The sequence below is a fragment of the Pseudomonas sp. GW821-FHT09C10 genome, from assembly GCF_059418085.1.
In genome coordinates this window covers 56,725-69,360 of sequence record NZ_JBWKPE010000005.1, presented here as the reverse complement: position 1 = coordinate 69,360, position 12,636 = coordinate 56,725, and the positions used below count along the sequence as shown (strand labels likewise).

10 protein-coding genes are annotated in these 12,636 nt (G+C 58.8%); 9 read left to right on the top strand and 1 reads right to left on the bottom strand.

The window, feature by feature from the left end; all coding sequences use genetic code 11:
- The first annotated feature begins 77 nt into the window (after nucleotides 1-77).
- From AC07OT_RS11760 to AC07OT_RS11750, 3 genes are all read left to right on the top strand, one after another.
- Nucleotides 78-929: a glycine betaine ABC transporter substrate-binding protein gene (locus tag AC07OT_RS11760; RefSeq protein WP_495108128.1), complete on the top strand. Its 852-nt coding sequence runs from the start codon at nucleotides 78-80 to the stop codon at nucleotides 927-929.
- Between the two features lie 262 nt (nucleotides 930-1,191).
- Complete coding sequence (locus tag AC07OT_RS11755; protein WP_049709234.1) at nucleotides 1,192-1,503, top strand: DUF485 domain-containing protein; 312 nt, start codon at nucleotides 1,192-1,194, stop codon at nucleotides 1,501-1,503.
- Nucleotides 1,500-3,158, top strand: a complete 1,659-nt coding sequence (locus AC07OT_RS11750) for a cation acetate symporter (protein ID WP_115488109.1) — start codon at nucleotides 1,500-1,502, stop codon at nucleotides 3,156-3,158. Before AC07OT_RS11755 ends, AC07OT_RS11750 begins: the two co-directional genes overlap by 4 nt.
- Before the next feature lie 231 nt (nucleotides 3,159-3,389).
- Here AC07OT_RS11750 and gltA read toward each other — a convergent pair whose 3' ends face one another.
- Nucleotides 3,390-4,679: a citrate synthase gene (gene gltA, locus AC07OT_RS11745; RefSeq protein ID WP_014717728.1), complete on the bottom strand. Its 1,290-nt coding sequence runs from the start codon at nucleotides 4,677-4,679 to the stop codon at nucleotides 3,390-3,392.
- A 365-nt stretch (nucleotides 4,680-5,044) separates the two neighbouring features.
- Here gltA and sdhC point away from each other — a divergent pair, with 365 nt between their 5' ends.
- From sdhC to odhB, 6 genes are all read left to right on the top strand, one after another.
- Complete coding sequence (gene sdhC, locus AC07OT_RS11740) at nucleotides 5,045-5,419, top strand: succinate dehydrogenase, cytochrome b556 subunit (protein WP_003172804.1); 375 nt, start codon at nucleotides 5,045-5,047, stop codon at nucleotides 5,417-5,419.
- Nucleotides 5,413-5,781 carry a succinate dehydrogenase, hydrophobic membrane anchor protein gene (sdhD, locus tag AC07OT_RS11735; protein ID WP_003172805.1) on the top strand — a complete coding sequence of 123 codons (369 nt, stop codon included), beginning with the start codon at nucleotides 5,413-5,415 and terminating at the stop codon, nucleotides 5,779-5,781. The genes sdhC and sdhD overlap by 7 nt, the downstream gene beginning before the upstream one ends.
- 3 nt (nucleotides 5,782-5,784) lie before the next feature.
- A complete protein-coding gene (gene sdhA / locus AC07OT_RS11730; RefSeq protein WP_027607057.1) occupies nucleotides 5,785-7,557 on the top strand; it encodes a succinate dehydrogenase flavoprotein subunit in 1,773 nt (590 codons plus the stop codon).
- 11 nt (nucleotides 7,558-7,568) lie between these two features.
- Nucleotides 7,569-8,273: a succinate dehydrogenase iron-sulfur subunit gene (locus tag AC07OT_RS11725; RefSeq protein WP_003172807.1), complete on the top strand. Its 705-nt coding sequence runs from the start codon at nucleotides 7,569-7,571 to the stop codon at nucleotides 8,271-8,273.
- 261 nt (nucleotides 8,274-8,534) lie between these two features.
- The gene (locus tag AC07OT_RS11720) at nucleotides 8,535-11,366 is read left to right on the top strand and encodes a 2-oxoglutarate dehydrogenase E1 component (RefSeq protein ID WP_495108127.1); all 2,832 of its coding nucleotides are present in this window, start codon (nucleotides 8,535-8,537) and stop codon (nucleotides 11,364-11,366) included.
- A gap of 44 nt (nucleotides 11,367-11,410) precedes the next feature.
- Entirely contained in the window at nucleotides 11,411-12,634 is a 1,224-nt protein-coding gene (gene odhB / locus AC07OT_RS11715) for a 2-oxoglutarate dehydrogenase complex dihydrolipoyllysine-residue succinyltransferase (RefSeq protein ID WP_092490345.1), read from the top strand.
- Nucleotides 12,635-12,636 lie beyond the last annotated feature (2 nt).

The window sequence follows — 12,636 nt, the reverse complement described above, 5'->3', positions numbered from 1 at the left end:
GGGGGCGCGGCGCACCACATAACAACAGGTTGACGTCGCTCGACATCCGTCGGGCGCAGCACTTTCGGGGAAGTACGATGAAGATGCGACGACTCTTGGGCGCAGCTGCCACTCTGGTAGTTGCGATGAGCTCCACACTGGCCAGCGCCGACAGCAAAACCCTGAGCATCGGTTATGTAGATGGCTGGTCCGACAGCGTTGCCACCACGCATGTGGCGGCAGAGGTGATCAGGGAAAAGCTCGGTTATGACGTCAAACTGCAAGCGGTTGCCACCGGGATCATGTGGCAGGGCGTGGCCACCGGCAAGCTCGATGCCATGCTCTCCGCCTGGCTGCCCGTGACCCACGGCGAGTATTGGACCAAGAACAAGGACAAGGTGGTCGACTACGGCCCTAACTTCAAGGATGCGAAGATCGGCTTGATCGTGCCGGAGTACGTCAAGGCCAAGTCCATCGAAGACCTCAAGACCGATACCACCTTCAAGAACAAGATCGTCGGCATCGACGCCGGTTCAGGCGTGATGCTCAAGACCGACGAAGCCATCAAGCAGTACGGCCTCGACTACAAACTGCAAGCCAGTTCGGGTGCGGCGATGATCGCCGAGCTGACCCGTGCCGAAGACAAGCAGGAATCCATTGCGGTCACCGGCTGGGTGCCACACTGGATGTTCGCCAAGTGGAAACTGCGTTTCCTGGACGATCCAAAAGGGATTTATGGTGCTGCTGAAACCGTCAACAGCATCGGCAGCAAGGGCCTGGAGAAGAAAGCGCCGGAAGTCGCGGCGTTCCTGAAGAAATTCCAGTGGGCCTCCAAGGATGAGATCGGCGAAGTCATGCTCGCTATCCAGGAAGGCGCCAAGCCTGATGCAGCGGCCAAGGACTGGGTTGCCAAGCACCCTGAGCGCGTTGCCGAGTGGACCGCTAAATAACTCCCCAATGCCTTGATACAGCCCCAGTGGGAGGGGGCTTGCCCCCGATTGCGGTGCGTCAGTCGTCAATGATCTGACTGGCTCACCGCTATCGGGAGCAAGCCCCCTCCCACATTATTTTCGTCACCCGCAAATGTTTCTGCGCCCTCTCAATCCCTCGCTACACTCCGTCTAATACTAAGGTCGTCTGGAACCTGTTCCGTAGCCGCATACAGTGGATACGTACCAATAATAAAAAAGCTGTGCTGCGAGGATAAAAACAATGAACGACAGCATTTACCTCTCGATTCAAAACAGCCCGCGTTTCAAGGAGCTGGTGAGAAAAAGGGAAAGGTTCGCCTGGATTCTCTCGGCGATCATGCTAGGGCTGTACTCCGGATTCATCCTGTTGATTGCCTACGGGCCACAAGTACTGGGTGCCAAGCTCAGTCCCGGTTCGTCGATTACCTGGGGCATTCCCTTGGGCGTCGGCCTGATTGTGTCCGCCTTCATCCTGACCGGCATCTATGTGCGCCGGGCCAACGGCGAGTTTGACGACCTGAACAATGCGATTCTCAAGGAGGCTGCGCAATGATCCGGCGTCTATTGGCTGTATTCGGCGCTTCGCTGTTTGCTCCTGCCGTTTGGGCGGCGGACGCATTGACCGGTGAAGTGCACAAGCAACCGCTGAATATCTCGGCGATCGTGATGTTCGTCGCGTTCGTCGGCGCCACCCTGTGCATCACCTACTGGGCGTCCAAGCGCAACAAGTCGGCGGCCGACTACTATGCGGCCGGCGGCAAGATCACCGGTTTCCAGAACGGCCTGGCGATTGCCGGCGACTACATGTCGGCCGCGTCCTTCCTGGGTATTTCCGCACTGGTGTTCACCTCCGGCTACGACGGCCTGATCTACTCGATCGGCTTCCTGGTGGGCTGGCCGATCATTCTGTTCCTGATCGCCGAGCGCCTGCGTAACCTGGGCAAGTACACCTTTGCCGACGTGGCGTCCTATCGCCTCGGGCAAACCCAGATCCGCAGCCTGTCGGCCTGTGGTTCCCTGGTGGTGGTGGCGTTCTACCTGATCGCGCAAATGGTGGGGGCGGGCAAGCTGATCCAGCTGCTGTTCGGCCTCGACTACCATGTGGCGGTGATCCTGGTCGGGATCCTGATGTGCCTGTATGTGCTGTTCGGCGGCATGCTGGCGACCACCTGGGTGCAGATCATCAAGGCGGTGCTGTTGCTGTCGGGTGCTTCGTTCATGGCGCTGATGGTGATGAAGCACGTCAACTTCGACTTCAACACGCTGTTCTCCGAGGCGATCAAGGTTCACCCTAAAGGTGAAGCGATCATGAGCCCCGGCGGCCTGGTGAAAGACCCGATCTCCGCGTTCTCCCTGGGCCTGGCACTGATGTTCGGTACTGCCGGCCTGCCGCACATCCTGATGCGCTTCTTCACCGTAAGCGATGCCAAGGAAGCGCGGAAGAGCGTGCTGTATGCCACGGGCTTCATCGGCTACTTCTATATCCTGACCTTTATCATCGGCTTCGGCGCGATCCTGCTGGTCAGCACCAACCCGGCGTTCAAGGATGCAGCAGGCGCCTTGCTGGGCGGTAACAACATGGCGGCGGTGCACCTGGCCAACGCGGTGGGTGGCAGTATCTTCCTGGGCTTCATCTCGGCGGTGGCCTTCGCCACCATCCTGGCCGTGGTTGCCGGTTTGACCCTGGCCGGTGCTTCGGCGGTGTCCCATGACCTGTATGCCAGTGTGATCAAGAAAGGCAAGGCCAACGAGAAGGATGAGATTCGCGTATCGAAGATCACCACCATCGCCCTGGCAGTGCTGGCGATTGGCCTGGGCATCCTGTTCGAAAGCCAGAACATCGCGTTCATGGTCGGCCTGGCGTTCTCGATTGCCGCCAGCTGTAACTTCCCGGTGTTGCTGCTTTCCATGTACTGGAAAAACCTCACCACCCGTGGCGCGATGATTGGCGGCTGGCTGGGCCTGATCAGTGCCGTTGGCCTGATGATCCTGGGTCCGACCATCTGGGTCTCGATCCTGCATCACGAAAAAGCCATCTTCCCGTACGAATACCCGGCGCTGTTCTCGATGATCATTGCGTTCATCGGTATCTGGTTCTTCTCCATCACCGACAAGTCGGCGGCGGCAGAGAAAGAGCGCGCGCTGTACTTCCCGCAGTTTGTGCGTTCGCAGACTGGCCTGGGGGCGAGTGGGGCGGTTAATCACTAAGGTTGTAGCTGGATAAAGAAATGCCCCGGTCGAAAGGTCGGGGTATTTTTTTGCCTTGGGTTTATGGGGGGGGCTGCTACTGGCCTCATCGGGGCAAGCCCCCTCCCACACTTGATCTATGAACACGTTCAAATGTGGGAGGGGGCTTGCCCCCGATGGTGGTAGATCAGTCGACACAAATAAAAACGGCCTCCACTGAGGGAGGCCGTTTTCGGTGCTGCTGAAAGGTGCTTACTTGCGATCTTCCAGCTTGGTAATGTCACGCGACTCGTAGCCGGTGTACAGCTGGCGTGGACGGCCAATCTTGTACGGGCTGGAGAGCATTTCTTTCCAGTGGGAGATCCAGCCCACGGTCCGCGCCAGGGCGAAGATCACGGTGAACATGCTGGTTGGAATGCCGATCGCCTTGAGGATGATCCCCGAGTAGAAGTCGACGTTCGGGTACAGGGAGCGTTCGATGAAGTACGGGTCGGTCAGGGCGATCTCTTCCAGGCGCATGGCCAGTTCGAGTTGCGGATCGTTCTTGATCCCCAGTTCCTTCAGCACTTCGTCGCAGGTCTGCTTCATGACGGTGGCGCGTGGGTCGCGGTTCTTGTAGACCCGGTGACCGAAGCCCATCAACTTGAACGGATCGTTCTTGTCCTTGGCCTTGGCGATGAACGTGTCGATGTTGGACACATCGCCGATTTCATCGAGCATGGTCAATACGGCTTCGTTCGCACCGCCGTGGGCAGGGCCCCACAGTGCGGCGATACCGGCGGCGATACAGGCGAACGGGTTGGCACCCGAAGAGCCTGCCAGGCGCACGGTGGACGTCGAGGCGTTTTGCTCGTGGTCGGCGTGGAGGATGAAGATCCGGTCCATTGCCTTGGCCAGCACCGGGCTGATCGGTTTGATCTCGCACGGGGTGTTGAACATCATGTGCAGGAAGTTTTCCGCGTACGTCAGGTCGTTGCGCGGGTACATCATGGGTTGGCCCATGGAGTACTTGTAAACCATTGCGGCCAGGGTCGGCATCTTGGCAACCAGGCGGATCGCGGAAATTTCGCGATGCTGCGGGTTATTGATGTCGAGGGAGTCGTGATAGAAGGCCGACAGGGCGCCGACCACGCCGCACATAACGGCCATCGGGTGGGCGTCGCGACGGAAGCCGTTGAAGAAGGTCTTCAACTGCTCGTGAACCATGGTGTGGTTCTTCACGGTGCTGACAAACTGGGCTTTTTGCTCGGCTGTTGGCAATTCGCCATTTAGCAGCAGGTAGCAGGTTTCCAGATAGTCCGATTTTTCCGCCAGTTGCTCGATCGGGTAGCCCCGGTGCAGCAGGATGCCATTGTCGCCGTCGATATAGGTGATCTTCGACTCGCAAGAGGCGGTCGACATGAAGCCTGGGTCGAAAGTGAAACGGCCCGTGGCCGTCAGGCCCCGTACGTCGATAACATCGGGACCAACGGTGCCGGTTAAAATGGGCAGCTCGACGGGGGCTGCGCCCTCGATGATCAACTGCGCTTTTTTGTCAGCCATGTGGCCTCCTATTTATGCTTCAAATCATCAGACAGACCCCCCACGCAGGGCCCGCACCACTATAGTGAGATAAATTCAGATGTCAATTTGCCTAAAGTCTTGCCCCAGAAGGCTTTAACCGGACTTTTTCCTCGAAATTGCCTGCCATTTACGCCTTTTATCCCGCCAGCGCAATCCGCTATTAGGGTGAGGTGCGCGCGTTGTCATTAGTAACCTAACTGTCTATACTCGGCCACCGACCGCCAAGGGCTTTTGGGCTTGCTTTCATTGGGGGTCGCACTCCCTGGGTGGTGCTTACCTGACCAGTCGCACTCCCCAACAACTTTGCCCTGATTGTTAGGGGCTCTTCAGTGTGAAAAAAAGCCGTGAATAGCCAACGACCTGTAAACCTAGACCTAAGGACCATCAAACTCCCCATCACCGGCGTTACGTCGTTCCTGCACCGTGTTTCCGGCATCATCCTGTTCCTGGGCTTGGGCATCATGCTTTATGCATTGAGCAAATCCCTGGGTTCCGAGGAAGGATACGCCGAGGTGAAGGCATGCTTGACCAGCCCGCTGGCCAAGTTCGTAGCATGGGGCCTCCTGTCCGCTCTGCTGTATCACCTGGTAGCCGGTGTGCGCCACTTGATCATGGACATGGGCATCGGTGAGACGCTGGAAGGCGGCCGCCTGGGCTCGAAAATCATCATCGCCATTTCCGTGGTGCTGATCGTTCTGGCAGGAGTTTGGATATGGTAACCAGCGTTACGAACCTATCGCGTTCGGGCCTCTATGACTGGATGGCGCAGCGTGTGTCTGCGGTCGTTCTCGCGGCTTATTTCATTTTCCTGATCGGATACCTCGTCGCAAACCCGGGCATTGGCTACGAGCAATGGCACGGGCTGTTTTCCCACAATGCGATGCGAATCTTCAGCCTGCTGGCCCTTGTAGCCCTGGGCGCTCACGCCTGGGTCGGCATGTGGACCATCGCGACCGACTACCTGACGCCGATGGCGCTGGGCAAGTCCGCGACCGCAGTCCGTTTCCTCTTCCAGGCAGTATGCGGCGTCGCGATGTTCGCTTACTTCGTCTGGGGTGTGCAGATTCTTTGGGGTATCTGATTCATGGCTAACATTCCAACTATTTCCTTCGACGCCATCATTATTGGTGGCGGCGGTGCCGGCATGCGCGCAGCGCTGCAGCTGGCCCAAGGCGGTCACAAGACTGCCGTGATCACCAAGGTATTCCCGACTCGCTCCCACACCGTATCGGCCCAGGGTGGCATCACCTGCGCCATCGCGTCCGCCGACCCGAATGATGACTGGCGCTGGCACATGTACGATACCGTCAAGGGTTCCGACTACATCGGTGACCAGGACGCTATCGAATACATGTGTCAGGAAGGCCCGGCCGCGGTGTTCGAGCTGGACCACATGGGTCTGCCGTTCTCCCGTACCGAACAGGGTCGCATCTACCAGCGTCCATTCGGCGGCCAGTCGAAGGACTACGGTAAAGGCGGCCAGGCTGCCCGTACCTGCGCCGCGTCCGACCGTACCGGTCACGCGCTGCTGCACACGCTTTATCAGGGCAACCTGAAAGCCGGCACCACGTTCCTGAACGAATACTACGCAGTGGATCTGGTGAAGAACGCCGACGGTGCATTCGTTGGCGTGATCGCCATCTGCATCGAAACCGGTGAAACCACCTACATCCGCGCCAAGGCTACCGTTCTGGCGACCGGCGGTGCAGGTCGTATCTACGCTTCCACCACCAATGCCCTGATCAACACCGGTGACGGCGTCGGCATGGCACTGCGTGCCGGCGTGCCGGTGCAGGACATCGAAATGTGGCAGTTCCACCCGACCGGCATCGCCGGCGCCGGTGTACTGGTCACCGAAGGTTGCCGTGGTGAAGGTGGTTACCTGATCAACAAGCACGGCGAGCGTTTCATGGAGCGTTATGCTCCGAACGCGAAAGACCTGGCGGGTCGTGACGTCGTTGCCCGTTCGATGGTCAAGGAAATCATCGCCGGTAACGGCTGTGGCCCGAATGGCGACCACGTACTGCTGAAGCTCGATCACCTGGGTGAAGAAGTGCTGCACAGCCGCCTGCCGGGTATCTGTGAGCTGTCCAAGACCTTTGCCCACGTGGACCCGGTGGTTGCTCCGGTTCCGGTTGTTCCAACCTGCCACTACATGATGGGCGGTGTTCCGACCAACATTCATGGCCAGGCGATCACCCAGAACGCCGAAGGCGTGGACGAGATCATCCACGGTCTGTTCGCGGTAGGCGAAGTGGCTTGCGTATCGGTACACGGTGCCAACCGTCTGGGCGGCAACTCGCTGCTCGACCTGGTGGTATTCGGCCGCGCGGCTGGCCTGCATTTGGAAAAAGCCCTGACCGACGGCATCGAATACGATGACGCCACCGACGCCAACATCGAGGCCGCCCTGGCGCGCCTGAACGCTCTGAACGAGCGCACTGATGGCGAAGACGTGGCAACCCTGCGTCGCGAGCTGCAAAGCTGCATGCAGAACTACTTCGGTGTATTCCGTACCGGCGAATACATGCAGAAGGGTATTGCCCAGCTGGCCGATCTGCGCAAGCGCATCGCCAACGTCAAGATCAACGATAAGAGCCAGGCGTTCAACACTGCTCGTATCGAAGCCCTTGAACTGCAAAACCTGCTGGAAGTGGCTGAAGCGACTGCGATCGCCGCCGAGGTTCGTAAGGAATCCCGTGGTGCCCACGCTCGTGAAGACTTTGAAGATCGCGATGACGAAAACTGGTTGTGCCACACCCTGTACTTCCCGGGTGACAAGCGCGTAACCAAGCGTGCCGTGAACTTCTCGCCGAAGACGGTTCCGACGTTTGAACCGAAGATTCGGACTTACTAAGGGTGGCTGCCATGTTGAAAGTCAGTGTTTATCGCTACAACCCTGATCAGGACGCTGCGCCGTTCATGCAGGAGTTCCAGGTCGATACCGGTGGTAAAGACCTGATGGTGCTGGATGTATTGGCACTGATCAAAGAGCAGGACGAAGGTTTCTCCTATCGTCGCTCTTGCCGTGAAGGTGTGTGCGGTTCCGACGGCATGAACATCAACGGCAAAAACGGCCTGGCGTGCATCACGCCGCTGTCCGCCGTTGTCAAAGGCAACAAGCTGATCGTTCGTCCTCTGCCAGGTTTGCCGGTTATCCGTGACCTGGTCGTCGATATGAGCATCTTCTACAAGCAATACGAGAAAGTTAAGCCGTTCCTGCAGAACGACACGCCGGCTCCGGCCATCGAGCGTCTGCAGTCCCCTGAAGAACGTGAAAAGCTCGATGGCCTGTACGAGTGCATCCTGTGCGCCTGCTGCTCGACATCGTGCCCGTCCTTCTGGTGGAACCCGGACAAGTTCCTGGGTCCAGCTGCCCTGCTGCAAGCGTACCGCTTCCTGGCAGACAGCCGTGACACCAAGACGTCCGAGCGCCTGGCTTCGCTGGATGACCCGTTCAGCGTATTCCGCTGCCGCGGGATCATGAACTGCGTCAACGTATGTCCTAAAGGCCTGAACCCGACTAAGGCCATTGGTCACATCCGTAACATGCTGCTGCAAAGCGGTGTGTAACTGACGTTGTAACAAAGCAGGACCGTTGTGCCCGTAAATGCTACGGCGCAGGCTTCAACCGGCGCCGTAGTTTTAACTTGAGCAGCGACTTACAAAGCCGCAGCTCTTATTTTGAAGAAATGAGACAAGCAGGGGCATTCGGGTTGGTACCCGAACTATCAGCGTGATCCTAAGTGGCTTGTTTTGGTCGCTGCACTTGGCCTTTTGCAAGCAAACTCGGTGTTTTCGCCGGTGGTGTCCCCAAATCGAGGGTGACCAAGCATGCAAGAAAGCGTGATGCAGCGCATGTGGAACAGCGGCTATCTTTCAGGTGGTAACGCTGCCTATGTGGAAGAGCTTTATGAGCTCTACCTGCACGACCCTAACGCTGTGCCAGAAGAATGGCGCACCAAATTTCAGACGTTGTCTTCAGACGGCAACGCTGCCACCGATGTATCGCACGCAACAATTCGCGATCAGTTCGTGCTGCTGGCAAAGAACCAGCGCCGCGCCCAACCGGTTTCCGCCGGCAGCGTGAGCAGTGAGCACGAGAAGAAGCAAGTTGAAGTACTGCGACTGATCCAGGCCTACCGTATGCGTGGCCACCAGGCAGCCCAGCTTGACCCGCTGGGGCTCTGGCAGCGTCCTGCACCTGCAGACCTGTCGATCAATCATTACGGCTTGACCAATGCCGATCTTGATACGACCTTCCGTGCCGGCGACCTGTTCATCGGCAAAGAGGAAGCGAGCCTACGCGAAATTCACGAAGCATTGCAGCAGACATATTGCCGCACCATCGGCGCTGAGTTCACGCACATCACCGATTCCGAGCAACGCCACTGGTTCCAGCATCGCCTGGAAGGCGTGCGTGGCCGTCCGGTATTGTCCGCCGACGTGCGCAGCCACCTGCTTGAGCGCGTGACCGCAGCCGAGGGCCTGGAAAAATACCTGGGTACCAAATACCCGGGCACCAAGCGTTTCGGCCTGGAAGGCGGCGAGAGCCTGATTCCGATGCTCGACGAACTGATCCAGCGTTCCGGTTCCTACGGCACCAAGGAAATCGTGATCGGCATGGCCCACCGTGGTCGCTTGAACGTGTTGGTCAACACCTTCGGCAAGAACCCGCGTGAGCTGTTCGACGAGTTCGAAGGCAAGAAGAAGGTCGAGCTGGGTTCCGGTGACGTTAAATACCACCAGGGTTTCTCGTCCAACGTGATGACCACCGGCGGTGAAGTTCACCTGGCCATGGCCTTCAACCCATCCCACCTGGAAATCGTTTCTCCAGTGGTCGAGGGTTCGGTCCGTGCTCGCCAGGATCGTCGTAACGACACTACCGGTGAAAAGGTCCTGCCGATTTCCATCCACGGTGACGCGGCATTCGCCGGTCAAGGCGTGGTCCTGGAAACGTTCCAGATGTCGCAGACTCGCGGCTTCAAGACCGGCGGTACCGTTCACATCGTCATCAACAACCAGGTGGGCTTCACCATCAGCAACCCGCTGGACGCGCGTTCCACCGAGTACGCCACCGACGTTGCCAAGATGATCCAGGCGCCGATCCTCCATGTGAATGGCGATGATCCGGAAGCCGTGCTGTTCGTGACCCAACTGGCTGTCGACTACCGCATGCAGTTCAAGCGTGACGTGGTGATCGACCTGGTTTGCTACCGCCGTCGCGGTCACAACGAAGCCGACGAACCAAGCGGCACCCAGCCATTGATGTACCAGCAGATCACTAAGCAGCGCACCACCCGTGAGCTGTATGCCGAAAGCCTGACCAAGGCCGGTATCGTTGATGATGCGCGCGTTCAGGCGAAGATCGATGAATACCGCAACGCGCTGGACAACGGTCTGCATGTCGTAAAAAGCCTGGTCAAGGAGCCGAACAAAGAGCTGTTCGTTGACTGGCGTCCGTACCTGGGTCACACCTGGACGGCACGTCACGACACCTCGTTCGATCTGAAGACCCTGCAGGAACTGTCCGCCAAGCTGCTGGAAATTCCGGAAGGCTTCGTGGTGCAGCGCCAGGTTGCGAAGATCTACGAAGACCGTCAGAAAATGCAAGCCGGCGGCCTGCCGATCAACTGGGGCTATGCCGAAACCATGGCGTACGCGACCCTGGCGTTCGAAGGTCACCCGATCCGCATGACTGGCCAGGACATCGGCCGTGGTACGTTCTCGCACCGTCACGCGGTTCTGCACAACCAGAAAGACGCAAGCACCTACGTTCCGCTGAAGCACCTCTACGAAGGCCAGCCACGTTTCGACCTGTACGATTCGTTCCTGTCCGAAGAAGCGGTACTGGCGTTCGAATACGGTTACTCGACCACCACGCCGAATGCGCTGGTGATCTGGGAAGCCCAGTTCGGCGATTTCGCCAACGGCGCCCAAGTGGTTATCGACCAGTTCATCACCAGCGGCGAGCACAAGTGGGGTCGCCTGTGCGGTCTGACCATGCTGCTGCCACATGGCTATGAAGGTCAGGGTCCTGAGCACTCCTCGGCTCGTCTGGAGCGTTACCTGCAGCTGTGCGCCGAGCACAACATCCAGGTATGCGTGCCGACTACCCCGGCACAGATCTACCACTTGCTGCGTCGCCAGGTAATCCGCCCGCTGCGCAAGCCGCTGGTCGTACTGACGCCGAAGTCGCTGCTGCGTCACAAACTGGCCATCTCGACCCTGGAAGATCTGGCCGATGGCTCGTTCCAGACCGTTATTCCAGAAATCGACACGCTGGACCCGGCCAAGGTGACTCGCCTGGTGCTGTGCAGCGGCAAGGTTTACTACGACCTGCTGGAAAAACGCCGTGCCGAAGGCCGCGAAGACATCGCCATCGTGCGTATCGAGCAGCTTTATCCGTTCCCGGAAGACGACCTGATGGAGGCCATCGCGCCTTACACCAACCTCACTAACGTGGTGTGGTGTCAGGAAGAGCCGATGAACCAGGGCGCGTGGTACAGCAGCCAGCATCACCTGCGTCGCAGCATCGGTAACCACAACAAGGCCCTGGGCCTGGAGTACGCCGGCCGTGATGCTTCCGCTGCACCTGCGTGTGGTTATGCGTCGATGCACGCCGAGCAGCAGGAAAAACTGCTGCAAGATGCTTTCACTGTTTAACGCCTTCGCGCTGACTGAAACCGAATTTTAAGGACCCACAGATAATGGCTATCGAAATCAAAGCCCCGTCATTCCCGGAATCGGTTGCCGATGGCACCGTTGCCACCTGGCACAAGAAACCAGGTGAGGCCGTCAAGCGTGACGACCTGATCGTCGACATCGAGACCGACAAAGTCGTGCTGGAAGTGTTGGCCGAAGCTGACGGCGTGCTGGGCGCAATCGTTGCCGAAGAGGGCGCCACCGTTCTGTCGAACCAGGTACTGGGCTCGATCGAAGAGGGCAGCGCTGCCGCTGCTCCTGCTGCCGCTGCTGCACCGGCCGCCGCTTCGGCACCTGCCGCCGCTCCGGCTGCTGGCGCAGAAGATCCAATCGCTGCACCGGCTGCTCGCCAGTTGGCTGAAGAAAACGGCATCAACCTGGCGTCCATCAAAGGCACCGGCAAAGACGGCCGTGTGACCAAGGAAGACGTGGTCGCTGCTGTTGAAGCCAAGAAAAACGCTCCGGCTGCCGCGCCTGCCAAGGCTGCTGCCCCGGCTGCCGCTGCGCCTGTGTTCGCTGCCGGCGACCGCACCGAGAAGCGTGTACCGATGACCCGCGTGCGTGCCACCGTGGCCAAGCGCCTGGTTGAAGCACAGTCGAACATGGCGATGCTGACCACTTTCAACGAAGTCGACATGACCGAAGTCATGGCCCTGCGTTCGAAGTACAAGGATCTGTTCGAGAAGTCCCACAACGGCGTGCGCCTGGGCTTCATGTCGTTCTTCGTGAAAGCGGCCACCGAAGCGCTGAAACGCTTCCCGGCAGTCAACGCTTCCATCGACGGCGGCGACATCGTTTACCACGGTTATGCAGACGTCGGCGTTGCCGTGTCCAGCGACCGTGGCCTGGTGGTCCCGGTCCTGCGTAACGCCGAACTGATGAGCCTGGCCGAAATCGAAGGCGGCATCGCCGGCTTCGGCAAGAAAGCCCGTGACGGCAAGCTGACCATCGACGAGATGACCGGTGGTACCTTCACCATCACCAACGGTGGTACCTTCGGTTCGATGATGTCGACGCCGATCGTTAACCCGCCACAAGCCGCGATCCTGGGCATGCACAACATCATCCAGCGTCCGATGGCCATCAACGGCCAAGTCGTGATCCGCCCAATGATGTACCTGGCGCTGTCTTACGATCACCGCCTGATCGATGGTAAAGAAGCCGTGACTTTCCTGGTGACCATCAAGAACCTGCTGGAAGACCCGGCTCGTCTGCTGCTGGATATCTGATA

Bases quoted from the DNA above. Each gene is read 5' to 3' on its own strand.
- gltA (WP_014717728.1), bottom strand. From the start codon at position 4,679: ATGGCTGACAAAAAAGCGCAGTTGATCATCGAGGGCGCAGCCCCCGTC.
- sdhD (WP_003172805.1), top strand. From the start codon at position 5,413: ATGGTAACCAGCGTTACGAACCTATCGCGTTCGGGCCTCTATGACTGG.
- AC07OT_RS11720 (WP_495108127.1), top strand. From the start codon at position 8,535: ATGCAAGAAAGCGTGATGCAGCGCATGTGGAACAGCGGCTATCTTTCA.
- AC07OT_RS11725 (WP_003172807.1), top strand. From the start codon at position 7,569: ATGTTGAAAGTCAGTGTTTATCGCTACAACCCTGATCAGGACGCTGCG.
- AC07OT_RS11750 (WP_115488109.1), top strand. From the start codon at position 1,500: ATGATCCGGCGTCTATTGGCTGTATTCGGCGCTTCGCTGTTTGCTCCT.
- sdhA (WP_027607057.1), top strand. From the start codon at position 5,785: ATGGCTAACATTCCAACTATTTCCTTCGACGCCATCATTATTGGTGGC.
- odhB (WP_092490345.1), top strand. From the start codon at position 11,411: ATGGCTATCGAAATCAAAGCCCCGTCATTCCCGGAATCGGTTGCCGAT.
- AC07OT_RS11755 (WP_049709234.1), top strand. From the start codon at position 1,192: ATGAACGACAGCATTTACCTCTCGATTCAAAACAGCCCGCGTTTCAAG.
- AC07OT_RS11760 (WP_495108128.1), top strand. From the start codon at position 78: ATGAAGATGCGACGACTCTTGGGCGCAGCTGCCACTCTGGTAGTTGCG.